Here is a 24,769-nt window from a genome sequence, read left to right on the forward strand (position 1 = left end):
TCGCTGACGGGAAGGATATGACTCACATTTATCTGGACGAACTGCAACACCTGGCCGCGGCAGGCCTGGCCGCCGCGGGCGCCAACCCAGCCATGGCCGATAGCACCGCCCGCGCGCTGGTCTTCGCCGAAAGCCAGGGCCTGAGCTCGCATGGCCTGTCGCGCGTGCCGTTCTATGCCGGCCACCTGCGCACCGGCCGCGCCATCGGTAGCGCCGTGCCGCGCATCGTGCGCGAGCGCGGCGGCGCGGCGCTGATCGACGCCGGCTCGGGCCTGGCGTTCCCGGCCTGCGCCCTGGCGGTGGCCGAGGCCGGCCGCCGCGCGCGCGAGCAGGGCGTGGCCTTCATCGGGGTGGCCAACAGCCACCACTTCGGCGAGGCCGGCTATCACCTGGAAGCCCTGGCCGACGCCGGCCTGGTCGCGCTGGCGCTGAGCAATTCGCCCGCCGCCATGCCGGCCTGGGGCGGCAAACGCCCGCTGTTCGGCACCAACCCGATCGCCGCCGTGTTCCCCCGGCGCGGCGGCGGCCGCATCGTCATCGACCTGTCCTTGTCGCAGGTGGCGCGCGGCAAGCTCATGATCGCCGCGCGCGACAACCAGCCGATTCCGCTGGGCTGGGCGCTGGACGCCGATGGCCAGCCCACCACCGACCCCAAGGCCGGACTGGCCGGCAGCATGCTGCCGGCCGGCGGCGTCAAGGGCGCGATGCTGGCGCTGATCATTGAACTGCTGGCGTGCGCCCTGACCGGCTCACAATTCGGTTTCGAGACGGAGTCGTTCTTCGTCGATGCAGGCGGCCCGGCGCGGCTGGGCCAGGCCTTCATGGCCATCGACCCTGGCGCGCTGGCCGGCGACGACGCTTACCTGGAGCGGGTCGAGACCCTGGTGGAAGCGATGCTGGAAGACGACGGCGTGCGCCTGCCCGGCGACCGCCGTCGCAAACTGCGTGACGAGGCGCTCAAGCATGGCGTGGAGATTCCCGATGCGCTGATGGCACAACTACGCGCGATGGCGGGCGCGGCGTAAGCGCTGGCCGCACGCCACCGCCCGACCGCGACGCGCCAGGCGCGTCGTGGCCGGCCCCGGGGGCGCTAGGGATTGGCCGCGTCAGCCCTCCATCAAGCCAACCCAGTCGACCTGGAACTCCTCGATGATCTGGTGCCCCGCCGCATCGGTGGCCGTCAGCTCGAAGAACCCGACGATGTGCGCGGTGGGGTCGGTAACCGTTTCCGGATGCCGGGCCACCACGACCTTGATCGCATCGCGGCCGGTTGGGCCGCCGTCCGACACCGTGATGTACTTCATCAATGTCGCGTCCGTGGATTCATCCGGCTTCAGGGTGATGGTGACGTTTCCGACCCCGCCCGACACCGTCGCGAAATCATCGGCGGAAACGTCATTAACCTGGTTGGACCTGACCAGAACGTCCGTCGTCAGCGTCACTTCAAGCGCTGGACGGATCTCCAGGCTGAAAAAGCCGCCCTGGGCCACCACCCCTGCCACCGCCGGGTCCCAGACCCCGACGCTGTAGGTGTCCTCTCCGAGCGCCTCGTTCGCGGTGCCGGTGATGACGCCGGTATCGGGATCTATCTGCATTCCCGCCGGCAAGCCTCCGCCATTCATGCGGTACTTGAGCTGCCGGTTGCCCGCGCCCGTGCCTTTCACGGGCTGGAAACTGATGGCATCGCCGAGCATGTAGGTCTTTTTGGCCTCCAGGACGGTCGCCGTCACGGGCTCGTACACCACGAGACCGAACCGGGCGGTGGCCGTGTGCGCGGGCGTGGCGCTGTCGGTGACCGTGACGGTGTATTTCTCGGGATCGGCGTCGATCTGCTCGGCGGTCGGCGTCCCGGAGATCACGCCGGTGGCCGGGTCCATGGCCAGGCCGGCCGGCAATGGCGGGCTCACGCTATACGTGAACGCCCCAACCCCGCCGGAGACCGTCACCGGACTGCCGGTGGCGGCCAGCGGTTGATTGAGGGCCATCGGCGGCAACGGCGTGGCCGCGGGCGCGGCGACGATGCCTGGGGCCACCGCCAGGGTGAATCGGCCAGTCACGGTTTGGCGGGGCTCCGCGCTGTCGACAACGGTGACGGTGTATTCGCGGGCGGCGGACACCTCTATGGGGGTCCCGGCAACGCTTTCGATAGTGCCGCTCAAGGCATCCATCTTGAGACCGGCGGGCAGGTCGGGTTGCACGCTGAAGTGATGCAACCCAAGGCCGCCCTCAGCCTTGACCGGTGTCACATTGACCGTGTCCGTGGCAAGCACGGATATCGTCTGCGCCTGGACCGTCGCGGCGAGCGCCGCCGCGATCTCCAGCGAGAAGCTGCCGCTCGCCGAATGGGGCGTTGGCGTGGCGCTATCCAACACGGTGTACGTGTAGGTGGTGTACGGAGACGGCGCGGTCGCGACCCCCTTGATGTTACCGGTGGCCGCGTCCATGGACAGGCCCGCGGGCAGCGCCGGCGTCACCGAGAACTGATATGGCGGCACCCCACCGAAGGTGTTGGCCGGCGTGTAGTCCACCGGGTCCGTGACGCGGTGCGTCTCGGCCGCGTTGAATAAATTCGACGTCAGGCCCACATTGACCTGCAGCGGGAAGGTGGCGGTGGCCGAATGCGCGGCGTCGTCGGTGACCGTGACGGTGTACGTGGTTTCCTTCGATTCGGCCGTCGGTGTGCCAGTGATGGCGCCGGTGGTGGCGTTCATCGTCAGCCCGGCCGGCAGGGGCGGCGCCACGCCGAAGTGCAGCGTGCCGGCGCCCCCGGCGGCTGTCACCGGTGTGATGCTAACGGTATCGCCCATGACCACGACCTGCGCGACAGTCGCCGCCTTGGTGGCCGACAGGCTCTCGGCGATGCCCAGCGAGAAGCTGGCGTTGATCGAATGCCGGGGCGTGGCGTCGTCGGTCACGGTGACGGTGTAGGTGGCGGCGGGCGAGGCCGTCGTGGCCGTGCCCGTGATGGCGCCGGTGGCCGCATCCAACTGCAGGCCAGCGGGCAGCGTCGGCGATACCGCGTAATGCAGGTCGCCGACGCCGCCGGCGGCCGTCAACGGGCGAAAATCGACGGCGTCGCCGGCCACGACGTTTTGGGTCGTCACCGCGGACGTCGCCGCGAGCACGCCATTGACGGCCAGCGTGAAACTGCCGGTGGTGGTGTGAGCGGGCGAGGCCCCGTCCGTCACGGTGACGGTGTAGGTGGCGGCGGGCGAGGCCGTCGTGGCCGTGCCCGTGATGGCGCCGGTGGCCGCATCCATCCGCAGCCCGGCGGGCAATGTGGGCGTTACCTCGTAATGCAGGTTGCCCATGCCGCCGGCGGCCGTCACCGGGCGGAAGTCGACGGCATCGCCAGCCATGACGCTTTGGTTCGTCACTGCGGGCGTTGCCGCAAGCATGCCATTGACGGCCAGCGTGAAACTGCCGGTGGTGGTGTGAGCGGGTGAGGCCCCGTCCGTCACGGTGACGGTGTAGGTGGCGGCGGGCGAGGCCGTCGTGGCCGTGCCCGTGATGGCGCCGGTGGCCACATCCAGGCGCAGGCCAGCGGGCAGCGTCGGCGATACCGCGTAATGCAAGTCTCCCACGCCGCCAGTGGCCGTCACCGGACGGAAGTCGATGGCATCGCCGGCCACGACGTTCTGGGTCGTCACCGCAGGCGTCGTCGCGAGCACGCCATTGACGGCCAGCGTGAAACTGCCGGTGGTGGTGTGAGCGGGCGAAGCGTCGTCCGTCACGGTGACGGTGTAGGTGGCGGCGGCCGAGGCGGTCGTGGCCGTGCCGGTGATGGCGCCCGTGGCCGCATCCAGGCGCAGGCCAGCGGGCAGCGTGGGGGATACCGCGTAATGCAGGTTGCCGACGCCACCGGCGGCCGTCACCGGGTGGAAGTCGACGGCATCGCCGGCCATGACGCTCCGGTCCGCCACCGCGGGCGTCGCCTCAAGCATGCCATTGACGGCCAGCGTGAAACTGCCGGTGGTGGTGTGGGCGGGCGAGGCGTCGTCCGCGACGGTGACGGTGTAGGTGGTGGCGGGCGAGGCCGTCGTGGCCGTGCCCGTGATGGCGCCGGTGGCCGCATCCAGACGCAGGCCAGCGGGCAGCGTGGGCGATACCGCGTAATGCAGGCTGCCGACGCCGCCGGCGGCCGTCACCGGGTGGAAGTCGATGGCATCGCCGGCCACGACGTCCTGGTTCGCCGCCACCGGCGTCGCCGCGAGCATGCCATTGACGGCCAGCGTGAAACTGCCAGTGATCGTGTGGGCGGGCGAGGCGCCGTCGGTGACGGTGACGGTATAGCTGGCCGCGGCCGAAACGGCCGCCGGGGTACCGCTGATGGCCCCGGTGTCCGGGTCCATGGTCAGGCCAGCCGGCAACGCCGGGGTAATGGCATAGCGCAGTGTGCCGACCCCGCCCGCGACGGTCAGCGGCGCCGTTCCGGTGAAGGGGGTGTTCGCCAGCGCCGTCATGTCGCCATGCGTGACGTCGAACCGCAACGCGGGCGCCACGCCCAGCGTGAATGTCGCTTCGATCGGCGGCGCCGATGCGCCGCTGTCGCTGACCCGCACGGTATAGGCGGTCAAGGGCGATTCGGCCGTGGCGCTGCCCGACAGCACGCCGGTATCGGCGGCAAAGGTCAGCCCGGCGGGCAACGCCGGCGTGATGGTGTAGCGCAGCGGGCCGTTGATGGCGCCGGTAACGCCCACGGGCGTGAACGGCTCGACGGGCTCATCGACCAGCCAGGTCCGCGACGTGAGGGCGGTGACAGCCGCCCAACCGCCGATGACGCTGAGCGGATAGCTGCCGGTGCCCGCCTCGAAAGCGGGTGGGTCGGCAGCCTGGACGGCGGTAATGGTGACCGTGCCGGGCGCGACCGCTTCGACCGAGCCATCGGCGGCAACCCGCGCGATCGCCGGATCGCTCGACAGGTAGCTGATGGCGCCCTTGCTGGCGGGCTGGTCGCTGCTTGCCGGGTTGGCCAGCACGCCCCCGACCCGGACCGCGAGCGGGGCCGGGTCCCGGAAGACCATATTCGGGGTGGCGCTGAGCCGCTCGATCACCACATTGACCACGTCGAGCCGCGACGCGGCGAACGCCGCGCCAGCGCTGGACACGGACAGGACAAAGCCCGCCCCGATGAGGCAGTGGAAAACCAGCTCGGAAGCCGCTTGGAGGGGTTTGGACATCTTCATCGGACGGTTCATTTACGGCCCACGGTGATCTTGACGTTGTAGGAGGCCATGGTGGCGTCGGTGACACGCGCGACGTACTCGTCGATCTGCGCCGGAACGGGCAGCGTGAACAAGTCGACCGTGAGTTGCGCCGGCGCGACCGAGAACTGCGGCGGCGCGGACAGCACGGCGCCGTTTCTCTGCACGGCGTCCAGCGTCAGGCCGCCGCTGCCCACGGCCACGACCAGGCGCTGGCCGTCGGCGCTGACGGTGGCGCCCGGCGGCAGGCCGGCCTTCTCGACGAAGACTTCCCGAACGCCGGTGCGATCGACCTTGGCCAGGAAGGTTTGCGGAATATGGTCTGGACGCGAAACGGCCTTGTCGAGCAGGCGCTCGCCCGTGAATTGCCGCAACGATTCGCGCATCGCCAGTGAACTGGCGTCAGCCGTGTAGCGCGCGGGCGAGATCAGCTTCATCAGGTCGACGTAGACCATGACCGTCTTGCTGTTCAGGGCGCCGTCGCGGCCGCGCGACAGGCCGAACGACAGGCGCGCCTTGTCGCCAGCCAGGGTGGCGACGAAATCGCGCGACACGCCGTTCGACACGCGCATGTCCAGCAGGTAGTCCTTGTAGAACTCGAACTTCAGCCCGCCCGACAGGTAGGGACGGCGGCGGCTTTCGACGGAGCCATCGCCCATCGGGTAGCGTTCGTGCTCCATGCCCAGCGAAGTGCTGAGCACGAGCGAGGAGAACGGCGCGTATTGCAGGTCCAGGCTGGCGCCGTACAACCGGCCGGTGGAGATGCGCCGCGGATCGTAGAGCAGCCGGGTGTAGTCGGCGTAGTCCTGGATCACCGTGCGGCTGGAAAGGTCGTTGGGGCTGCGGGCCCGCGCGCCCCACGCGGACGCGCCCAGCGACTGCAGCCCCACCCCCGATTCCGGCGCGAACAGCCGGCGCGCGGCCAGCACGCCAGCCAGCTGCGTGACCGGCACGCGCGCGCTGCCGGAATCGAAATCGAACGATGGCCGGCCCTTCATGAGCGACACGGCGGCATCGAACTCATACTGCTTGCTGGCATCGACGAAGATGCCGCGGCCGATCAGTTCGCGCTGGTACTGGCCCACCTGCATGCTTGCGCCCAACGCGAAACGGTCGGTGATGAGGTGGGAATATTCGACGCGGCCGATCGGCGCATCGTCCATGGCGCCGCCGCCGATGCGGAAACGCGAATCGGGCGTGGACAGCGCGAAGGCGTCCCGCGCCAGCGACAGGCGGCTGTCGCCCATGGGCACGGTCAGGCTGGGCCTCGAAGCGCCCGCGCGCGCGCCGCTGGCCGCGGCCATCAGCGGATTGCCGCGCGCATCGCGGCGCACCTGCTCGGACCGGGCCGCTTCCCGCAGGAACGACGCGAAGGCGCGTTCGAGTTCACGCTTGTCGGAAGCTTGCGGCGCGGGCAGGTCTGGCAGCGCGGCCCATGCCGGTACGCACCAGGCAGCGGCCAGCGCCAGCAACAGCATCGACATGCCGCGGACAGGCACCGGGCGGGATGGAAACCCCGCCCGCCGGCAGTCGGAGATTGCAGGGCCACGCGACGGCCGGTGAGGTTTCCGCGGACGGACAGGTTGAGACATTTTGATTGTTTTCCAACATCGGCCACGGCGAGGCGCCGGAGCCGGGAATCACAGGTGACGCGTTGATTCTGGGTAGCAGGAAGCGGCGCCATGCGCCTCGGGTCCGACACACCAAACCAAGTGAGTGAATCGACCATCACGGCCAATTGGCTATGAAAAATATCTGAAGGCCGGGCGTGAAAGAAGCGCATGCCGCCCAGAATCGGACAGCCTGAATGCGCAGCCGTCGATTGCCGGAAAACCGGGCGAGGAAATGACACGGTGCGTGACATTGCGCCCGCGTGGCGGACGTGCGCGCGGCGCAAAAAAACGCGGCCGCCGTTGACCGGCGCCGCGCGGCGGCAGGACCACGGCCGTGCTACATGCCGGCGTGGCTGAACCAGAGCATCAGTGGCGCCAGCAGCAGGAACACCACCGTTGACACCAGTACGGCGCCCGCGGCGGTATCGCCCATGGCGGTGTAGCGCTTGGCGTACATGTAGCTGACCACCGCGCAGGGCATGGCCATCTGCAAGGTCAGGGCGCCGGCCAGCACCGGTTCCAGGTTCAGGACCCAGACAATCGCCAGGCCCGCGGCCAGGCCGGTCACCAACCGCATCAGCGCCACCTTGGCGCCATCGCGCAGGCCGTTGGCGGGGATCAGCGCCAGCGCGTGGCCCAGGCTCAGCAGCATCAGGGGCACCGTCACCGCGCCCAGCATGCGGGCCGTCTCGATCAGCCAGGCGGGCACCGGAATATTCAGCAGCCGCATCGCGACCGCCACCACCGACGCCAACAGGATGGGACTTTTCCAGCTGCCCTTGGTGTTGACCCCGGGCAACAACCGCACCGCGATGGTGTGCATGACAAACGAGTTGACAGCGAAGAACGCCACCGCCACGGACAGGCCGGCATCGCCGAACGCCAGTTGCGAAATCGGCAGGCCGAGGTTGCCGGCGTTGGGCAGGAACGCCGTCGGCAGCAGCGTGCGCACCGGCAGGCGGCCCAGCTTGAGCAGCGCGGCGCAAGCCAGCGCGCACAGCAATAACGCCAGCAGCGTGGCGGCCGCCACGTCGGCCAGCGCGCGGTCGTCCAGACGCGTGGTGACGAAGGTGTGGAACACCAGCGCCGGCGTGGTCACCGACGTCACCAGCGTGGTGATGAAGGCGCCGCCGAACGGCAGGTCGCGCTTGCCCCAGAACACGCCAATGCCGACGCAGGACAGCAGCGGCAACATCAATACGATGGCCGACAAATAGAACTGCACGATGGCCAGCATCCGTTTATTCCATCAGAGATTCAAAGTGAGATACGTGCCGGCATCGGCGCTTGTCGGCCGCGCGCCGCCGATCGGAGCATGGGTTGTCTTTGCCAGCCACTTCGCGCCGAATCCGCCATGTCCGCCAAATCCGCTTTCGCCCCTCCGCCCGCCGTCGTCCGGCTGTCGCCGCGAGAATCGGCCTCGCTGCACTGGAGCGCCATCGGCAAGACCAGTTGGGAAACCGCCCGCATCCTCGACATCAGCGAAAGCACCGTCAACTTCCACCTGCGCAACGCCTGCCGCAAGCTGCAGGTGCGGGGCCGGCGCGCCGCGGTGGCGACGGCCATCAGGCGCGGACTGCTGCATCCGGTCACGGCTTGACCACGACCGACCTCAGGAATTCACGCGCCCGCTCCTCGGGCAGGCTGGCCTCGGTGCCCGCCGCCACCGCCTCGATCAGCATGGTGTCGGTGATCCACACCCGCGCCCGCAGCCAGCCGGGCTTGCCCATGGCCTTGCCCTGCACGTCGATGTCCTGCCCGTAGGGCGGCCATGCGGTGGGCGGCGGCGCCTGCATGTTGACGTACAACGAGCGCATCAGCGCCACGCCCAGCGCCTGGCGGGCTACCGGATCGGCGGCGATCTCGGGCGGCAGCGGCGCCGAGCCGATGGCGAACACCGCCTCGCCAACGGTCGCGCTGGCCAGGGTGAAATCCAGCGTATGGGTATCCAGCCGCAATTTACGGGTCTCGGTCTGCACCCGGTTCGGGAAAGCCGCCCGCGCGTGGCCGTCGGCCACATCGACCTCGCGCCAGTTGTAACGCGGCGAACAGGCGCTGACCAGCAGCGCCAGCGCAAGAATTACGCCGGCTTTCTTGAACATGAAACGAAACAGCGATGAAATCGTCATTACCGTAAAGACCCACGGTCTTTTCATTTCGAGGACAGCCCCAAATTGTCGCCGATTTCGATGACCCCAGCGCCCGACGGCACGCCCCTGGCCAATTATGTCTGGCCCGCCGCCCCGAATGTGCCCCCGCCGGTAGTCGGCCCGGGCACGCCCAGCATCTACCTGCTGCACGGCCTGAGCGAGCATGCCGGGCGCTACGACCGGCTGGCGCGCTGGCTGGCCGCCCGCGGCTGGACCGTGGGCGCGCATGACCACCGCGGCCATGGCCGCTCGGGTGGACGCCCGGCCACCCTGGCGCACCAGGAAGACCTGGTGACCGACGCCGCTGCCCGCCTGGCCGCCTGGAGCAGCGCCCAGGGCCGTCCGCCCATCCTGCTGGGCCACAGCCTGGGCGCCCTGGTGTCGGTGCGGCTCGCGCTGCGGCAGCTGGCGCCCATCGACGCCCTGGTGCTCAGTTCGCCCCCGTTTGTGGTCAATGTGCCGCCCTGGGTGCGCCGCACCCTGACCTGGATGTCGCTGCACGCGCCCGACCTGCGGGTCCCCCACGGCCTGGCGCCGGCCCGCATCTCGCATGACCGGGCCGTGGTCAAGGCGTACCGGTCCGACCCGCTGGTGCGCCGCAGCATGACCGGCCGGCTGGCCCGTTTCGTCGACGAAGGTGGCCGCGAATCGCTGCGCGAGGCGCACCTGCTGCCCTGTCGCACCCTGCTGATGGTGGCCGGCGACGACTCGATCGTGGCAGCCGAAGGCAGCCGCCAGTTCGCCCAGCGGGCCCCGGCCGAATTGCTGACATTGCGCTGGTACGACACCGCCTGGCACGAGATTTTCAACGAAACCGCCCCCATCGCCGACCCGGTCTACGCCGACCTGGACGAATGGCTGGCGCGCACCGCCGCACAATTGTCCCTGTCTCCAGTACTGGCTCCCTCGGCAGAGGAGGCCAGCACCCCGTAAAATCCGGCGACGACCCCTCCGAGAAGATTCCGTGACTGATACCGCCGCCCAACGCCTCTCCCGCCTGGAAGCCAACCGCGCGCTCCTGGCCCAGACCCTGCGAGGCATCGAAAAAGAAGGCCTGCGCGTCGATGAGCAAGGCATCCTGGCCCGCACGCCGCACCCGGCCGGGCTCGGCTCCGCGCTGACCAACGAACACGTCACCACCGACTATTCGGAATCCCTGCTCGAACTGATCACCGGCACCCACGACAACGTCGACGCCCTGCTGGCCGAGCTGACCGCCACCCACCGCCACGTCTACAGCGTGCTGGACCACGAACTGATCTGGAACCAGTCGATGCCGGCCACCCTGCCGGCCGAGGCCGACATTCCCATCGCCTGGTACGGCACGTCCAACACCGGCATGCTCAAGCATGTCTATCGCCGCGGCCTGGCCGAGCGCTACGGCAAGACCATGCAGTGCATTGCCGGCGTGCATTACAACTTCTCGCTGCCCGAGGCGCTGTGGCAGGTGCTCGACACCCAGCCCGGCACCGACCAGGAGCGGCGCTCGCGCGGCTACATCGGCCTGATCCGCAACTTCACGCGCTACTCCTGGCTGCTGATGTACCTGTTCGGCGCCGCGCCCGCGCTGGCGCGCGACTTCCTGCGCGATGGCGAACACGGCCTGCAGCGGCTGGGCGACCACACCCTGTACCTGCCCCATGCCACCAGCCTGCGCATGAGCGACCTGGGCTACCAGAACAAGGCCCAATCACAGCTCAAGCTCTGCTACAACGACCTCGACACGTTCCTGGGCCGCCTGTACGACGCGGTCACGCAGCCCTGGCCCGACTACCAGAAGATCGGCACGCATCGCAACGGCGAATGGATCCAGCTCAACACCAACGTGCTGCAGATCGAAAACGAGTACTACTCCAGCATCCGCCCCAAGCGCGCCACCGGCCGCTGCGAACGCCCGATCACCGCGCTGGCCGAGCGCGGCGTGCAGTACGTGGAAGTGCGCTGCCTGGACATCAACCCCGATTCGCCCGTGGGCATCGACGCCGACACCAGCCGCTTCGTTGACGCCTTTCTGCTGTTCTGCGCCGCCGCCGACAGCCCGTTCTTCCCCGCCAACGGCTACTGTCAACGCAGCGCCGACAACTTCGCCACCGTGGTCAAGGAAGGCCGCAAGCCCGGCCTGCAGCTGAACCGCGACGGCCAGGCCATCGGCCTGGCGCAATGGGGCCAGGAACTGCTGGACCAGATCGCGCCCTATGCCGCCCTGTACGACGCGGCCCTGGGCGGCAGCGCCTACGCCGACAGCCTGGCCGTGCAGCGCGCCAAGCTCGGCCAGCCCGACGCCACGCCGTCGGCGCGCCTGCTGGCCGCGCTGAGCGACAGCGGCGAATCGTTCCACGACTATTCGCTGCGCCAGAGCCGGGGCCATGCGCAGGCCCTGCGCGCCGAGCCGCTGGCCGCAGCGGTCGCGGCCGAGTACCGCCAGGCCGCGCTCGATTCCAGCGCCGAACAATTGCGCATCGAGCAGTCCGATGACGTCGACTTCGACACCTACGTCGCCCGCTATCACGCCGCCCTGAAGGCCCCGCGCAAATAAGGCGTATTGTTAGGGTTTTGGATCAGGAGGCTTTCCCCATGCGCCGCATTGCAACATTACTGCTGGCCCTGGCCGCCGGCGCGGCCGGGATCTCCCACGCCGCGCCGCCGCCCATGCAGACCGTGGCATCGGTCGACCTGAAGCGCTATGCCGGCAAGTGGTACGAGATCGCCAATTTTCCGATGTTCTTCCAGCGCAACTGCGTGGGCGACACCACCGCCGAGTACACGCAACACCCGGACGGCACCGTCGGGGTGAACAACCGCTGCCGCACCAAGGACGGCGACATCGACTCGGCCTCGGGCACCGCCACCGTGGTCGAAGGCAGCAACAACGCCAAGCTCGAAGTGTCGTTCTTCAAGCCGTTCAAAGGCGACTATTGGATCATCGGACTCGATCCGGATTACCGTTGGGCCGTGGTCGGCACGCCCAACCGCAAGTACCTGTGGATCCTGTCACGCTCGCCGCAGTTGCCCAAGGAAGACCTGGACCGCGCCCTGGCGGCCGCGACCGCGCAAGGCTATCAGCTCGACGAGCTGCGCTATACGCCGCAGCAGTGACGGCCTCGGGGCGCCGCCCGCGGTCGACGACCGCGGCGCCGCGCTCGCCGTGCGCTGTGCGCGCCTTCAGCCCGCGTAGGCACGCGCCAGCCGCACCACCGTCACGCCCGGCTTGAGCTGGCGCAGCGACGGCATCACCAGGGTGCAATTGTCATAGGGCGTGACGATCGCCCGGCCGTCGGCGCGGCCGATCTCCGACCCCGCCTTCTCCAGCGTTTCCAGGCCCTGCCAGGGTTGCGAGAAGCGCAGGTCCATCGACGGCGCCACCACCGCGTCGGTGACTTCCAGCACGCGCTGCGTGGCCGCGTCCGGCTGCCGCCAGCCGGCCGGCACATCGTCCGCATCGATCACGCCCGACTCGACCAACATGCGCGCCACCATGTCGCGCGCCACACCGCGCGCGGCTGGATCGCCATGAAACCCGCATTCGATCAACAACGCGCAGGCGTCGTCGTTCGATGCATCGCCGAAGCGGCCATAGTCGCGCATGCGCACGCCGTCCTTGTGGCCGGCGTCCACGATCACGTGCTGCGGCGCCTTCAGGCGTCGCGCCAGCGCAATATTGCGCGGCAGCACACCGGTCAGCAGCAGGGGTGCGCCCGGTTCATGCATGGAATGCAGGTCCAGCAGCCAGTCGGCGCGCTCGACCCAGGGCCGCAATTGCGCCGCGCGCCGGCGATCGCTGCTGGTGGGATTGTCCAGCCGCTCGGCGCTCCAGACACGGTTCATATCCTCGTCCACGAAACGCGAGGCGTCGTGGCGCGCCAGATCGAAACGGTCGAACGCCGGCAGGTTGCAAAAGGCCAATGTCAGGCGCCCACGCCGCGGCCGCAGCCCCGCCGCCAGCAGATCCTTGAGCGCCCAGGCGCCGCATAGTTCGTTGCCGTGCACCAGCGCCGACAGCATCAGGGCGCGGCCCGGCAAGCCCGAATCGAAATGCCAGACGCCCGGTGTGTCGGTATTGCCCAGGCGCTCGGCGGCGAGGTCGGGAACGGGAAGCGTGAAATCCATGGTGTTGCCTGCGTTGCTGCGGAAAAGGATGATGGAAAACGTGTAGCCGGACACGGCGACGGCCGCCAAGGGGCGGCCGTCGCCGTCCGGCCCGGATGCGCGCTACTGCGCCTCGATCCTGGCGGCCTTGACCAGCGCGCCGTACTTGCGCGCTTCCTCGGCCTGGTAGGCCACCGGATCCACGCCCACTTGCGCCAGCACGCCGCCGGCCTCCTGCATCTTGGTGCGGAATTGTTCAGACTTGAGCGTGTCGGCCAGCGCCGCGCGCAGCTTCGATGCCACCGGTTCCGGCAGGCCGGCCGGGCCATACAGCGAGAACGACACGCTGACATCGACCGCTTCGAAGCCCGGAGTCTCGGCCAGCGCGGGGATGTCCGGCGCCACCGGCGAGCGCTGCTTCTGCGTCACGCCCACCGCCACGATATTGCCGCCACGGACCTGCGGCAGGCCGGATGACAGCACCAGCATGCCGAAGTCCAGCTGTCCGCTCATCAGGTCGGTCACCAGCGGCGACACGCCGCGGTACGGGACATGCTCGGCGCGCGTGGCGGTGGACTGGTTGACCATTTCGCCGGCCAGATGCAGCGACGTGCCCACGCCGGATGAGCCGTAATTGAAGGTGCCCGGCGCCGCGGCGCGCAGCTTCTGCAGATAGTCGGCCGCGTTCTTGACGCCCGACTGCTTGCTGGCCGCCAACAGCATGGGCTGGGACGCGATCACGCCCAGCGCGGTGAAATCCTTGGCGCCGTCGTACTTCACGGCGCTGTTGATCATGCGGGCGATGACCATCTCATTGGTCGCGCCCAGCAGCAGCGTGTAGCCATCCGGTGCGGCCCGGGCCACCCGCTGCGCGCCGATGGTGCCGCCGGCGCCGCCGGCGTTCTCGATCACCACGCTCTGGCCCAGGCGCTTGGCCAGTTCCTCGCCGAACAGGCGCGCAGTCAGGTCGACGCTGCCGCCGGCGGGATAACCGACGACCAGCGAAATCGGATGATCGGGGTAGCCGGCGGCGCCGGCCGGCGCGGCGATGGCCAGCGTCGACGCGGCGCAGAGCGCGGCCAACGCGCCGCGTAGCGGATGCGTAATGGAAATCATGAGTTTCTCCCTGGGGTGCTGTCGTGGACGGCGGCGCCGTCTCGTTTGAAATGTCGGAAGACATTCTGCGGCGCGCTGCCGGGCCATAATGTGCCAAATCAGCACATTCCAGTGCTGATTGGGTTGGCAGGAGGCAAGCTTCACGATGTTCGCCCGTACGCCGGGCGGCCCGCGGCAGCCTCCCTGAAAGACGCCTCGCCCAGGCCCTAGGCCTTGCGGTTGGCGGTGGCTTCCCAGGCCGCCTCGGCCACGTCCGCCAGGCGCGCCCGCGAGCGGTACAGGCGCACTTCGAAAGCGATTTCGTCGCTGCGTCCGCCCAGCGATACCAGGGTGCCACGGCGGCAATCGGCCGCCACCATCGACCACGGCAGCCAGGCCACGCCCAGCCCCTTGGCCGCCGCGCCATGGGCGGCGTCGAGCGAATCACTGCGCACAAACGGCACCAGCGCATAGGGCGTGGATTCGAGCCGATCGCCGAGGATGCGTTCCATCGACAAGCCGCCGGCGTAGGTGATGAGCGGCACCGGATGGCCGCCTTCGCCCAACACGTAACGGGCGCGACCGCGGCCATCGGCCTGGCTCACCGGCACCAGCTTGTCGGTGCCCAGCGTCATGTAGCGGTAGCGCACCGGATTGAGCGGCATCGACAGGGCCGGATGCTCGTAGCAGCAAAGCAGGTCGACCTTGCCCTGCTCCAGCCGCACCGCCATGTCTTCCATCTTGCCCGTGGAGATTTCCAGCTGGGTGCCCTCGGTCAACACCTTGGGCGCGCGATGCCGCAGGCGCGCGATCCAGTCGGCCACCAGGGTGCGCGCCAGGCTGCGGCCGGTGGCAATGCGCAGCACCGCTTCGCCGCCCGCGCCGGAACTGCGGATCCGGTGGCGCACCAAGCCCATCTGCTCGACCACCTGGGTGGCGGTCTTGAGCAGCGCCTCGCCTTCGGCGGTCAGCGTGACCGGCACGCGCTGGCGGTCCACCAGCGGCGCGCCGGCCCAGGCCTCCAGGGCGCGGATGCGGCGGCCGAACGCGGGGTGCGTCACGTGCCGCGCCTCGGCGGCGCGCACGAAACTGCCGCTCTGCGCCAGCGCGATCAGGTCTTCGAGCAGCTTCAGGTCGGCCATGACGCGCCCGCTTACGGCTGCGGCGCCAGGCCCATCATCGCCAGCGTGGCGCGGGTCAGATCGCTGGCCGGGTCCTCCAGTTCGTTCACCAGGTCGAAGTGATTGCAATGCGGCGTGGGGACGCGCGTGGCTTGCAGGCCCGCGCCGGTCCAGGCCCGCTCGAACGCCTCGGTCTGGTTCTTGAAACCCTGCGTCTCCAGGCCACCCACCGCGAGCAGCATCGGGCCCGCGCGCTCGGGCAGGTTGAAGATCGGGCTGTGACGCGCCGCCTGGTCCGGCGTCAGCTGCAGCCAGGTATTGGGCAGGATGTCGCACAGCGGCCGCAGGTCGAACAGGCCGCTCAGCGCCAGCGTGCCCTTGACGATGTCGTCCGGCACCCCGTAGCGGGCCGGCCAGCCGGGCGCGGCCAGCATCCCCGCCAGATGGCCGCCGGCGGAGCTGCCGCCAACATAAATGCGGTCGGGGTCGATGCCGTAGGTGGCGGCGTTGCGGTACAGCCAGGCCAGCGCCGAACGCATTTCGCGCACCACTTCGGGCAGGGTCGCCTCGGGCGCCAGGGTGTATTCCGGCACCGCCACGGCCGCGCCGGCCGCGTTGAAGGCTTCGGCCATGACCGGCGCGTCTTCCTTGCGCTGCGCGCGCCAATAGCCGCCGTGGATGAACACGAACAGCGGCGCCGGCGCGCGGCTGGCGGCGGGCAGGAACAGGTCCAGCCGCTCGTCCTCGCCCATGCCGTAGCGCAGGTCCAGCAGGCCCGGGCGGCGCGATTTCACCGCGGCGGCCGATTCGGCGTAGCGGCGCACGCAGGCGTCGAAATCCGCCACTGACTCGCGAGCGTTGTATTGCACCTCGCGCTCGGCGATGGTGGGGAAAAAGAGATCGATAACCGAGTCACGCATGAATGGCCTGCCTGTCGTCCTGGGAAATGATGTGTTCGATGAATTGCGCGGTCTTGCGATAGTGCGCCGCCAGCATCGCCACCGAGCGCTCGGCATCGCGCGACAGCGCCGCCTCCAGCAGTTGGCGGTGCTCGTCGTCGACATTGCGTTCGGGGCCATAGGCGGTGGCGCCGGCGCGCGCCGGGCGCCGGTAGCGCTCGGTCTGCGCATACAGCTGCGTGGACAGGTCCAGCAGCCAGTGCGAGCGGCAGGCGCCGATCAGCGCGTGATGGAAATCCAGATGGCGCGCTTCCAGCGAGTCTTCCAGCTCCTGGCTGGGCGGCACGGCTTCGCTGGCGCGCTGCGCGGCCCGCGTCAGCGCGTGGTAGGCGCCGACCAGGCGCGCCTCCCAGGCGTCGTCGGCGTTGGCCAGCGAGCGCCGCAAGGCATCGCAATCGATCAGGATGCGGGTTTCGCAGGCATCCCACATTTCCTCGACCGATAGCGGCGCGATGCGAAAGCCGCGCGAGGTGGTGGTGATCACCATGCGTTCGCTGCGCAGGCGGTTCAGCGCCTCGCGGATCGGCGAGAAACTGCTGCCATAGCGTTGCTTGAGCAACTCCAGGCGCAACGACTGGCCGGGCGCGAACGCGCCGCTCATGATGTCGCGCCGCAGCAGGCGGTAGACCTGCTCGGACAGCGTGATTTCCTCGACCTCGGCGCTCCCGTCGGCGCCGGGCTCGTCCTGGCGGGAAGCTTTGATTCTTGGCTTCAACGTACTCTCCAGATGTCAGCGGCCTGGGGCCGGGGCCGGCGGGCGCTCAGGCGGCCCATTCTACCCGCGGCCCGGCCGCCCTCACCCGCGCGCCTCACGCGGCGCCTCGGGCAAGGGTTCGAAGCCGCCATCCAGGTCGGCCGCGCCCGAGTCGGCCAGGTCGTCATAGCGCGCCGCCTGCAGCGGCCGCCGGTTCACGCGCAGGTCGAACACATCGAAACGGTTGTAGTGGCCGACGATGTCGTGCATCTGGCGCGGCTGGATGCAGCGCGACAGGTCGATATCGGCATAGACGATGCCTTCGTCGTCGATCAGCGGCTCGCCGATCACGCGGCCGTCCGGCCCCAATATCCCCGAAAACGCGCTGTTGCGGCGCGCCAGCATTTCGCGCGCCTCCGGATGGCTGGCGCTGATGGCGTCCTGGATTTCGGTGGAAATGGTGGAGCAGGACACCACCGTGAACACCTTGCCCTCGAACGAGTGCGCCGCCGCCCGCAGGCGGATGGCCTCGGCCATGTCGTAGTCGGGCGGCGCCACCGGCAGCGAGATATAGCTGGCGACGTGCACCATTTCGCCCTGCGCCAGCAGCGCGAAGCGCGCCAGCGTGTTGGTGTTCTCGCCGCAGGCCAGGCCGCCGAGCTTGCCGACCGAGGTGTCATAGACGCGCAGCGATTCGCCGTCGCCGTGGGCCCAGGTCAGCTTTTCGGCCCAGGTCGGCACCAGCTTGCGGTGGCGGCCGAGGATGCGGCCCTCGTCGTTGATGAAGACCATGGTGTTGTAGATCGTGCCCACGCCATGGCGGCTGCGCTCGTTCACGCCCACCACCACGTTGACGCGGTGCTGGCGCGCGGCCTGCGCGATGCGGCGGATCTCCGGCCCGGGCAGTTCGATTGCGCTCTTGCAGAGCTTCTCGAACCACGGACTGCCCTGCACCGGGTTCATGACCCAGCTCCAGTAGGGATAGGCCGAAACAAACACCTCGGGAAAGGCCACCAGGGTGGCGCCGTGGCCGGCGGCCTCGGCGATCAGCGCACAGGTCTTGTCGACGGTGGCGTCGGTGTCCAGGAACACCGGGGCCGCCTGGACGGCAGCGGCCTTGAAGACGGGCAGGTTCAACATGCGTATGGCTCCCAGATACGGTCAGATGCCGAGATAACGTTGCGCCAGTTCGGGCTGCGCGGACAATTCCGCGGGCGCGCCGGACCAGGCCACGCGGCCCTTGTCGACGATGTAGTGGCGGTCCACCAGCGTCGCCATTTCGGGCAGATTCTTGTCGATCACCAGGATGGTCTGGCCTTCGGCCTTCAACGCGCGCAGGCAACGCCAGATCTCCTGGCGGATCAGCGGCGCCAACCCTTCGGTGGCTTCGTCCAGGATCAGCAGCTTGGGATTGGTCATCAGCGCGCGGCCCACCACCAGCATCTGCTGCTCGCCGCCCGAGAGCGTGCGCGACGACTGCGCGCGGCGTTCCCTCAGACGCGGGAACAGCGCGTAGACGCGCGCCAGGTCCCAGCCGCCGGGCGCGGCGCGCGAGGTGGCCACCAGGTTCTCCTCCACCGAAAGCGAGCCGAACACGCGGCGCCCTTCCGGCACCAGCCCCACGCCCAGCCGCGCCACCGCGCTCGGCGCCGGCCGCGACAGCGCCTGGCCCCGGAATTGCACCTGGCCGCCGGTGGCCGGCAGCATGCCCATCAGTGTCTTGATGGTGGTGGTCTTGCCCATGCCGTTGCGGCCGATCAGCGAGATCACCTCGCCCTCGGCGGCCTCGAAGGCCATGCCGAACAGCACCTTGCTCGACCCGTAGCCGCCGGTCAGGCCCTCAACCTTCAACATGCTCTTCTCCCAGGTAGGCGGCGCGCACTTCCGGATGACGCCGCACCTCGTCGGGCGCGCCGCTGAACACCACCTTGCCGTAGACCAGCACACTGATGCGGTCGGCCAGCGCGAACACCGCATCCATGTCGTGCTCGACCAGCAGGATGCCGTAGTCGCCCTTCATGCCCAGCAGCAGGCGCGTCATGCGCGCCGATTCCTCCGGCCCCATGCCGGCCATGGGCTCGTCCAGCAGCAGCAGGCGCGGCGCGCGCGCCAGGGCCACCGCCAGTTCCAGTTGGCGCTTCTCGCCGTGGGCCAGGTCCGCGGTGCGCACGTGGCGGCGCTCGGCCAGCCCGACGTGCGTGAGCCATTGCATGGCCTGCGCTTTCAGGCCGGCATCGCGACGCGGATCGGACCAGGCCCCAAAGGCGCGGCCGCCCTTGAGCATGCTGGACAGGATCACGTTTTCCAGCGCGGTGTATTCCTGGCACAGTTCGGTGATCTGGAACGAGCGCCCCAGCCCCAGTCGGGCGCGCTCGAAGGCGCGCAGCGCCGTCACGTCGCGCCCGTCCAGCTCGATGGTGCCCGAGTCCGGCCGGATCTCGCCGCAGATCTGTGCGATCAGCGTCGACTTGCCGGCGCCGTTCGGGCCGATGATGGCGTGGATTTCCCCGGCGCGCACGTCCAGGTCCACGCCATTGGTGGCGACCACCGCGTCGAACGCCTTGCGCAGCTGCGTCAGGCGCAGCAGGGAGGTGGGTTCAATCCGCATGGCGCGTCTCCAAGAGGCGGCCGAACAGACCCTTCTGGCCCCACAGCACCACCAGCACCAATATCGGCCCCATGTACAGCAGCCAATGCTCGGTCAGCGACGACAGCATCTGCTCCAGCCCCAGGAACACCGCCGCGCCGGCGATCGGGCCCAGCAGCGTGCCCACGCCACCGAGAATGACGATCGCCATCAGCTCGCCCGACTTGGTCCAGGCCGCCATGTCGGGCGTCACCAGCCCGGCGTAGTTGGCCCACAGCACGCCCGCCAGCCCCGTGCCCACCGCCGACAGCACGAAGGCGCTCAGGCGGTACGGCGTGGGCGCCACGCCCAGGTTGATGGCGCGCCGCTCGCTCTGGCGCAGCGCCTGCAACACCATGCCGAAACGCGAGTTGGTGATGCGGATGCACAGCAGCGTCCAGATCGTCAGCAGCGCCAGGCAGACGTAGTAGAACGTCAGCGGATTCTCCAGGTTGAGGCCTGGCAGCACGTTGCGCTGCGAGATCATCAAGCCATCGTCACCGCCATAGAACTGCAGCGACACCAGGATGAAATACACCATCTGCCCGAACGCCAGGGTGATCATGATGAACTGCACGCCGCGCGTGCGCAGCGCCAGGTAGCCGAACAACCAGCCCGCCAGCGCGCACACGACCAGCGCGATCGGCCACACCACCAGCGCGGCGTTGCTGCCGGCCCAGCCGAACAGCGGCCCGGCTTCCGTGGTGTGGAAGGCGATGATGCCCACCGCATAGCCGCCCAGCCCGAAGAACATCGCATGGCCGAAACTGACCATGGCGCCATAGCCGATCACCAGGTCCAGGCTGACCGCGGCCAGGCCGTAGATCAGAAAGCGCGTCACCACGCCGACCAGGAACGGCGTGTCCGTGGCCGCTGCCGCGCCCGGCAGCGCCAGCAGCAGGATCAACCCGGCCAGCCCCCAGCGCGCGCGATTCGAAAGTCTCTTTGCCATCATCATCCCCGCGCCGGGAACAGGCCGCCCGGCTTGGCGATCAGCACAATCGCCATCAACACATAGATACTGGCCGATGCCAGGCCCGCCGCCAGCGGATCGGCCGTGGCCGGGGAAAACACCGCGCCCAGCAGTTGCGGCAGGAAGGCCCGCCCCATGCTGTCGACCATGCCCACCAGCAGCGCCCCCGCCAGCGCGCCGCGCACCGAGCCCACGCCGCCAATCACAATGACCACGAAGGTGGTGATCAGGATGCGTTCGCCCATGCCGATTTCCACCGCCAGCAGCGGCGCCGCCATCACCCCCGCCAGGCCGCAGAGCAGAGCGCCCAGGCCGAACACCAGGGTGTAGAGCTTCTTGATGTCCACGCCCAGCGCGTCGACCATTTCGCGGTCGTCGGCGCCGGCGCGGATCAGCATGCCGATGCGGGTGCGGTTCACCAGCCACCACAGCCCCACGGCCACCAGCGCGCCGACCGCGATGAACGACAGCCGGATCAGCGGATACTGGAACCCCGGCGCCAGCGTCACCGCGCCTTCCAGGAAGGACGGGATGCCCACCAGCGGCGGCCGCCGCCCGAATATCAGGCTGACCGCCTCGTTGGAGAACAGCAGCAGGCCGAACGTCGCCAGCACCTGGTACAGGTGATCGCGCTTGTACAGTTTGCGGATCACCAGCAACTCCACCGACACGCCGTACAGCCCCGCCCCCAGCAGCGCCGCCAGCACGCCCGCCAGGAACGAGCCGGTGGTGCCGATGGCATAGGCCGCGCAGTACGCGCCCACCATGTAGAACGAGCCGTGGGTCAGATTCACCACGCCCATGATCCCGAAGATCAGGGTCAGCCCGGCCGCGAGCAGGAACAGCATCGCGCCGAACTGCAGCCCGTTGAGCATCTGTTCGAAGAACAAGGTCATGACGGCATCTTGCAGAATTGGGCGTAGGCGTCCTTGTCATCGGACACCAGCTTGCGCACCCGGTGCGGCGCCAGGTTGCCGTCGGCATCCTTCTCGATCCGCATCAGGTACAGGTCCTGTACCGGGTGCTGGTTGGTGTTCATGCTGAACTTGCCGCGCAGCGAGGCGAACGCCGGCTGGCGCAGCGCAGCGCGGAACTCGGCCTGGCGCGACAGGTCGCCGCCGGTGGCCTTCAGGCCGGCGCCGATCAGCTGCGCCGTGTCATAGGCCTGCATGGCGTAGTCGGTGGGCACGCGGCCATAGGCCTCCTTGAAAGCCCGCACGAAGGCCTTGGACTGCGGATTGTCGAAGTCCTGCGACCAGATGCCGGTGGTGTACGCGCCCAGTGACGCCTCGCCGGTGGCCTTGATCATGCGCGCGTCCATCGAGAAGCTCGGCATCAGCATCGGCACAGTCTTGTTCAGGCCCGCCGCCGCGTACTGCTTGACGAAGTTGATGCCGGTGCCGCCCGGATGGAACTGGTAGACCGCGTCCGGCGCCAGCGACCGCACCCGCGCCAGCTCGACCGAGAAGTCCGACTGGTCCAGCTTGGTGTAGATCTCGGCGGCCACCTCGCCCTTGTAGGTGCGCTTGAAGCCTTCGATGGCATCGCGCCCGGCCTGGTAGTTGGGCGCCAGCAGCGCCACGCGCTTGTAGCCCAGTTCGTTGGCCGCCACGCCGCCGGCCGTGTGGAAGGCGTCGTTCTGGTACGAAGCCACGAAGTAGTTCTGGTCGCACTTCTCGCCGGCGAAGTTCGACGGCCCCGGGTTCAGGCTGACGTAGAACGCGCCCGACCTGACCACGCCCGGCACCACCGCCGCCAGCACGTTCGAGAAGTTGACGCCGGTGAACAGCTTGATGCCCGATTGCAGCATGCGGTCCGCCGCCTGCTTGGCGTTGGCCGGCTTCAAGCCATCGTCCTCGATCACCAGTTGCACCGGCACCCCGCCCAGCATGCCGCCGCCCTGCTTGATCGCCAGGTTGAAGGCGTCGCGCTCGTCCTCGCCGATATAGCCGGCCGGCGTCGACAGCGTGGCGATGAAGCCGATCTTGACCGGTTCGGCCGCCTGCGCCGCGCCGCCCAGCGTCCAGGCCAGGCCCGCCGCCCACAGTGTTTGCTTGATCATTGTTTTCCCCTTGGAGACCGCCGCGCGACGCGCGCCGGAATTTCGCCTAGACCGCCACCACCGGATGGCGCAGCGTGCCGATGCCTTCCACGCACGCCACCACCACATCGCCCGGCCACAGCCATTCCTGCGGCTTGCGGCCCGCGCCCACGCCTTCCGGCGTGCCGGTGGCGATGATGTCGCCCGGCTCCAGCGTGATGCCGGCGCTGATGTCCGCGATCAGGAATGGCACCTTGAACAACATGTGGCGCGTGTTCGAGCCCTGCTTTTTCTCGCCGTTGACCGTCAGCCACAGGTCCAGCACCTGCGGATCGGGAATCTCGTCGGCCGTGACGATGCAGGGGCCGAACGGCGCATAGGTATCCTGGCCCTTGGAATAGATCCACTGGCCGGCGCGGCGGCAGTCGCGCGCGCTCATGTCGAGCATCACGCTGTAGCCGAACACGTACGACAGCGCATCGGCCTCGGCCACGCGCGAGGCGCGGCGGCCCATGATCACCGCCAGTTCCACTTCCCAATCCAGTTGCTGGGTGATCTTGGCGTTATGCTCGATGGGATCGCCCGGGCCGATCACGGTAGTGGGCGGCTTGGAGAAAATCACCGGCTGCTTGGGCAGGTCGGCCGAGGTATCCAGCGTGCGGCTCGATTCGGCCACGTGTTCGACGTAGTTCAGGCCGATGCCGAAGATGTTCTTGCGCGGGCGCGGAATCGGCGCCAGCAGCTTGACGTTCTCCTGTGGCAACGCGGTGCCCACAGGCCAGGCGCCGCGGTACGCCTCCATCAGCCTGGCGGCCTGCGCCACGGCCACGGGGCCCAGATCGATGAAGGCCAGCATGTCGTCCGGCAGCGCCACGCCGCCGGCCGCGCCCAACAGGGCCAGGTCGATCACATAGCCTTCGGCCAGCGCGCCCAGGCGGGCGGCGGCGGTGGGATGGGCGCGAAAAGTTACCAAGCGCATAGGAACTCCAGGAAATTCAAAACGAGTTGAGACAGGCGCCCGGCTTGCGCCGGGCGGCGGATAAAGATTCAGTAGGGTGGGCGCCAGCCGCTAGATCAGTTTCTGGTGGCCGTCGTTGTCCTTGACCGCTTCCTCGCGGTACAGCGCCAGCGCGCGCATCACCGGCAGGTCGTTGAAACAGAACAGGCAGGCATCGTCGTTGGACGACAGGTTGGCGTGCTCGTGCACGGCCCACGACGGCACACAGAAGATGTCGCGCTCGGTCCAGTCGTAGCGCTTGCCGTCGATGACCGAAAAGCCGCTGCCCTTGGCCACCTGGTAGAGGAAGCTGCCGGTGTGGCGGTGCGCCTTGGTGTGCTCGCCCGGACGCAGCAGCTGCATGCTGGCGCCGATGGTCGGCATGACCGGGCCGCCGGTGGCGGGGTTGACGTACTCCATCAGGATGCCGTCGTAGGGGCTGCCCGCCGACACCCGCGCATGGCGGCGCAGCGCTTCGTAGGTGGGCTCCCATTCGTACTTGAACAGCGGCGAATACGGCTTGGTCCAGCCCGTCGTCTGCGGCCGCAGCGCGGCATTGCCCCAGGCGGCGCTGGTGTCATCCACCGGGTGCGTCACGGTCTGGTTCAGGTCGGGATGCACGGCATAGAAACCGGCCTCGAAGGCGTTGACCAGCGGGATGTCCAGGCCGTCCTGCCAGATGCAGGTGGTGCCGTCTTCGGCCACGCCATGTTCGTGCCAGGTGCCGTTGGGCGTGAGCACGAAATCGTTCGCGCCCAGCGTCATCTTGTGGCCGTCCACCACCGTGAAGGCGCCCTGGCCTTCCATGATGAAACGCAGCGCCGAATGCGAATGCTTGTGCGCCGAGGCCAGTTCGCCCGGCCGCATCACCTGCAGGCCCGAATACAGCCAGCCGACCGCGGCGGCGACGTCGCGCCGGCCCGGGTTGTTCAGGTAGATCACGCGGCGGCCGGCTTCTTCGGGCGACACCAGCTCGGCCGAGCGCAACACGTGGCCACGCAGCTCCTGGTAGCGCCAGACCACCGGCACCGACGCCGAGCGCGGCGCCCACGGTTCGATCTTGTTGGCGACGGTCCAGAGCGCGCCGGTTTCGAGCCGCGCCAGGTCCTGGTAATAGGCGATGCGCTCGGGCGAATCCGCCACGTTGGCGCGGCCGGCGGTGTCTTCCCGATAGGCGTCGTACCTGTTCGCTTCCATCCCTTGCCTCTTT

The 24,769-nt window shown here is 68.8% G+C and carries 22 protein-coding genes; 5 read left to right on the forward strand and 17 right to left on the reverse strand.

Annotated elements, in window-relative coordinates; genetic code table 11:
- Nucleotides 1–17 precede the first annotated feature (17 nt).
- Nucleotides 18–1,025: an Ldh family oxidoreductase gene (locus tag K2W61_RS05985; protein WP_175131869.1), complete on the forward strand. Its 1,008-nt coding sequence runs from the start codon at nt 18–20 to the stop codon at nt 1,023–1,025.
- Nucleotides 1,026–1,106: 81 nt separating this feature from the next.
- Here the strand turns inward: K2W61_RS05985 and K2W61_RS05990 are convergent, their stop codons facing one another.
- From K2W61_RS05990 to K2W61_RS06000, 3 genes are all read right to left on the reverse strand, one after another.
- The gene (locus K2W61_RS05990; RefSeq protein WP_236755193.1) at nt 1,107–5,180 is read right to left on the reverse strand and encodes an Ig domain-containing protein; all 4,074 of its coding nucleotides are present in this window, start codon (nt 5,178–5,180) and stop codon (nt 1,107–1,109) included.
- A 14-nt stretch (nt 5,181–5,194) separates the two neighbouring features.
- Nucleotides 5,195–6,688 carry a hypothetical protein gene (locus K2W61_RS05995; protein ID WP_236755194.1) on the reverse strand — a complete coding sequence of 498 codons (1,494 nt, stop codon included), beginning with the start codon at nt 6,686–6,688 and terminating at the stop codon, nt 5,195–5,197.
- 466 nt (nt 6,689–7,154) lie between these two features.
- Nucleotides 7,155–8,054: an AEC family transporter gene (locus K2W61_RS06000; protein WP_175131872.1), complete on the reverse strand. Its 900-nt coding sequence runs from the start codon at nt 8,052–8,054 to the stop codon at nt 7,155–7,157.
- A gap of 117 nt (nt 8,055–8,171) precedes the next feature.
- Between K2W61_RS06000 and K2W61_RS06005 the strand changes: the two genes are divergently transcribed.
- Nucleotides 8,172–8,417 (forward strand): helix-turn-helix domain-containing protein, encoded by a 246-nt coding sequence (locus tag K2W61_RS06005; protein ID WP_175131873.1) that lies wholly within the window; start codon nt 8,172–8,174, stop codon nt 8,415–8,417.
- Here the strand turns inward: K2W61_RS06005 and K2W61_RS06010 are convergent.
- Nucleotides 8,407–8,946: a hypothetical protein gene (locus K2W61_RS06010; protein WP_175131874.1), complete on the reverse strand. Its 540-nt coding sequence runs from the start codon at nt 8,944–8,946 to the stop codon at nt 8,407–8,409. The two genes, K2W61_RS06005 and K2W61_RS06010, sit on opposite strands and share 11 nt — an antisense overlap.
- Before the next feature lie 60 nt (nt 8,947–9,006).
- On the opposite strand from K2W61_RS06010, the gene K2W61_RS06015 reads away from it, so the two are divergent.
- The 3 genes from K2W61_RS06015 to K2W61_RS06025 are packed head-to-tail and all read left to right on the forward strand — an operon-like array spanning nt 9,007 to nt 12,063.
- Nucleotides 9,007–9,900 (forward strand): alpha/beta hydrolase, encoded by an 894-nt coding sequence (locus K2W61_RS06015; RefSeq protein WP_175140197.1) that lies wholly within the window; start codon nt 9,007–9,009, stop codon nt 9,898–9,900.
- Between the two features lie 31 nt (nt 9,901–9,931).
- Nucleotides 9,932–11,503, forward strand: a complete 1,572-nt coding sequence (gene gshA, locus K2W61_RS06020; RefSeq protein ID WP_236755195.1) for a glutamate--cysteine ligase — start codon at nt 9,932–9,934, stop codon at nt 11,501–11,503.
- 38 nt (nt 11,504–11,541) lie between these two features.
- Nucleotides 11,542–12,063: a lipocalin family protein gene (locus tag K2W61_RS06025; protein WP_175131877.1), complete on the forward strand. Its 522-nt coding sequence runs from the start codon at nt 11,542–11,544 to the stop codon at nt 12,061–12,063.
- A gap of 66 nt (nt 12,064–12,129) precedes the next feature.
- Here the strand turns inward: K2W61_RS06025 and K2W61_RS06030 are convergent, their stop codons facing one another.
- From K2W61_RS06030 to K2W61_RS06090, 13 genes are all read right to left on the reverse strand, one after another.
- On the reverse strand, nt 12,130–13,074 hold the full coding sequence (locus K2W61_RS06030) for a M14 family metallopeptidase (protein ID WP_236755196.1): 945 nt from the start codon (nt 13,072–13,074) through the stop codon (nt 12,130–12,132).
- Nucleotides 13,075–13,176: 102 nt separating this feature from the next.
- On the reverse strand, nt 13,177–14,169 hold the full coding sequence (locus K2W61_RS06035; RefSeq protein ID WP_175131879.1) for a Bug family tripartite tricarboxylate transporter substrate binding protein: 993 nt from the start codon (nt 14,167–14,169) through the stop codon (nt 13,177–13,179).
- Between the two features lie 206 nt (nt 14,170–14,375).
- Nucleotides 14,376–15,290 carry a LysR family transcriptional regulator gene (locus K2W61_RS06040; protein ID WP_175131880.1) on the reverse strand — a complete coding sequence of 305 codons (915 nt, stop codon included), beginning with the start codon at nt 15,288–15,290 and terminating at the stop codon, nt 14,376–14,378.
- An 11-nt stretch (nt 15,291–15,301) separates the two neighbouring features.
- A complete protein-coding gene (locus tag K2W61_RS06045) occupies nt 15,302–16,189 on the reverse strand; it encodes an alpha/beta hydrolase (RefSeq protein WP_175131881.1) in 888 nt (295 codons plus the stop codon).
- Nucleotides 16,182–16,943 (reverse strand): GntR family transcriptional regulator, encoded by a 762-nt coding sequence (locus tag K2W61_RS06050; RefSeq protein ID WP_175131882.1) that lies wholly within the window; start codon nt 16,941–16,943, stop codon nt 16,182–16,184. The genes K2W61_RS06045 and K2W61_RS06050 overlap by 8 nt, the downstream gene beginning before the upstream one ends.
- Nucleotides 16,944–17,024: 81 nt before the next feature.
- Nucleotides 17,025–18,062 (reverse strand): carbon-nitrogen hydrolase family protein, encoded by a 1,038-nt coding sequence (locus tag K2W61_RS06055; protein WP_175131883.1) that lies wholly within the window; start codon nt 18,060–18,062, stop codon nt 17,025–17,027.
- A gap of 21 nt (nt 18,063–18,083) precedes the next feature.
- A complete protein-coding gene (locus K2W61_RS06060; RefSeq protein ID WP_236755197.1) occupies nt 18,084–18,776 on the reverse strand; it encodes an ABC transporter ATP-binding protein in 693 nt (230 codons plus the stop codon).
- A complete protein-coding gene (locus K2W61_RS06065) occupies nt 18,763–19,530 on the reverse strand; it encodes an ABC transporter ATP-binding protein (protein ID WP_175131885.1) in 768 nt (255 codons plus the stop codon). Before K2W61_RS06065 ends, K2W61_RS06060 begins: the two co-directional genes overlap by 14 nt.
- Nucleotides 19,520–20,506 carry a branched-chain amino acid ABC transporter permease gene (locus K2W61_RS06070; protein ID WP_236755198.1) on the reverse strand — a complete coding sequence of 329 codons (987 nt, stop codon included), beginning with the start codon at nt 20,504–20,506 and terminating at the stop codon, nt 19,520–19,522. The genes K2W61_RS06065 and K2W61_RS06070 overlap by 11 nt, the downstream gene beginning before the upstream one ends.
- Nucleotides 20,503–21,417: a branched-chain amino acid ABC transporter permease gene (locus K2W61_RS06075; RefSeq protein ID WP_175131887.1), complete on the reverse strand. Its 915-nt coding sequence runs from the start codon at nt 21,415–21,417 to the stop codon at nt 20,503–20,505. The genes K2W61_RS06070 and K2W61_RS06075 overlap by 4 nt, the downstream gene beginning before the upstream one ends.
- On the reverse strand, nt 21,414–22,583 hold the full coding sequence (locus K2W61_RS06080; protein ID WP_175140202.1) for an ABC transporter substrate-binding protein: 1,170 nt from the start codon (nt 22,581–22,583) through the stop codon (nt 21,414–21,416). Before K2W61_RS06080 ends, K2W61_RS06075 begins: the two co-directional genes overlap by 4 nt.
- Nucleotides 22,584–22,629: 46 nt before the next feature.
- Complete coding sequence (locus K2W61_RS06085) at nt 22,630–23,541, reverse strand: fumarylacetoacetate hydrolase family protein (RefSeq protein WP_175131889.1); 912 nt, start codon at nt 23,539–23,541, stop codon at nt 22,630–22,632.
- A 90-nt stretch (nt 23,542–23,631) separates the two neighbouring features.
- The gene (locus K2W61_RS06090) at nt 23,632–24,756 is read right to left on the reverse strand and encodes a cupin domain-containing protein (protein WP_175131890.1); all 1,125 of its coding nucleotides are present in this window, start codon (nt 24,754–24,756) and stop codon (nt 23,632–23,634) included.
- Between the last annotated feature and the right edge of the window lie 13 nt (nt 24,757–24,769).

Source organism: Achromobacter pulmonis (assembly GCF_021733725.1).
GTDB lineage: Bacteria > Pseudomonadota > Gammaproteobacteria > Burkholderiales > Burkholderiaceae_B > Achromobacter > Achromobacter pulmonis.

Coding starts and splice junctions, on each gene's coding strand:
- K2W61_RS06070 (WP_236755198.1), bottom strand. CDS start 20,506: ATGATGATGGCAAAGAGACTTTCGAATCGCGCGCGCTGGGGGCTGGCC.
- K2W61_RS06075 (WP_175131887.1), bottom strand. CDS start 21,417: ATGACCTTGTTCTTCGAACAGATGCTCAACGGGCTGCAGTTCGGCGCG.
- K2W61_RS06030 (WP_236755196.1), bottom strand. CDS start 13,074: ATGGATTTCACGCTTCCCGTTCCCGACCTCGCCGCCGAGCGCCTGGGC.
- K2W61_RS06010 (WP_175131874.1), bottom strand. CDS start 8,946: ATGACGATTTCATCGCTGTTTCGTTTCATGTTCAAGAAAGCCGGCGTA.
- K2W61_RS05995 (WP_236755194.1), bottom strand. CDS start 6,688: ATGTCGATGCTGTTGCTGGCGCTGGCCGCTGCCTGGTGCGTACCGGCA.
- K2W61_RS06090 (WP_175131890.1), bottom strand. CDS start 24,756: ATGGAAGCGAACAGGTACGACGCCTATCGGGAAGACACCGCCGGCCGC.
- K2W61_RS06035 (WP_175131879.1), bottom strand. CDS start 14,169: ATGATTTCCATTACGCATCCGCTACGCGGCGCGTTGGCCGCGCTCTGC.
- K2W61_RS06000 (WP_175131872.1), bottom strand. CDS start 8,054: ATGCTGGCCATCGTGCAGTTCTATTTGTCGGCCATCGTATTGATGTTG.
- K2W61_RS06005 (WP_175131873.1), top strand. CDS start 8,172: ATGTCCGCCAAATCCGCTTTCGCCCCTCCGCCCGCCGTCGTCCGGCTG.
- K2W61_RS06040 (WP_175131880.1), bottom strand. CDS start 15,290: ATGGCCGACCTGAAGCTGCTCGAAGACCTGATCGCGCTGGCGCAGAGC.
- K2W61_RS05985 (WP_175131869.1), top strand. CDS start 18: ATGACTCACATTTATCTGGACGAACTGCAACACCTGGCCGCGGCAGGC.
- K2W61_RS06085 (WP_175131889.1), bottom strand. CDS start 23,541: ATGCGCTTGGTAACTTTTCGCGCCCATCCCACCGCCGCCGCCCGCCTG.
- K2W61_RS06025 (WP_175131877.1), top strand. CDS start 11,542: ATGCGCCGCATTGCAACATTACTGCTGGCCCTGGCCGCCGGCGCGGCC.
- K2W61_RS05990 (WP_236755193.1), bottom strand. CDS start 5,180: ATGTCCAAACCCCTCCAAGCGGCTTCCGAGCTGGTTTTCCACTGCCTC.
- K2W61_RS06045 (WP_175131881.1), bottom strand. CDS start 16,189: ATGCGTGACTCGGTTATCGATCTCTTTTTCCCCACCATCGCCGAGCGC.
- K2W61_RS06065 (WP_175131885.1), bottom strand. CDS start 19,530: ATGCGGATTGAACCCACCTCCCTGCTGCGCCTGACGCAGCTGCGCAAG.
- K2W61_RS06015 (WP_175140197.1), top strand. CDS start 9,007: ATGACCCCAGCGCCCGACGGCACGCCCCTGGCCAATTATGTCTGGCCC.
- K2W61_RS06055 (WP_175131883.1), bottom strand. CDS start 18,062: ATGTTGAACCTGCCCGTCTTCAAGGCCGCTGCCGTCCAGGCGGCCCCG.
- K2W61_RS06080 (WP_175140202.1), bottom strand. CDS start 22,583: ATGATCAAGCAAACACTGTGGGCGGCGGGCCTGGCCTGGACGCTGGGC.
- K2W61_RS06060 (WP_236755197.1), bottom strand. CDS start 18,776: ATGTTGAAGGTTGAGGGCCTGACCGGCGGCTACGGGTCGAGCAAGGTG.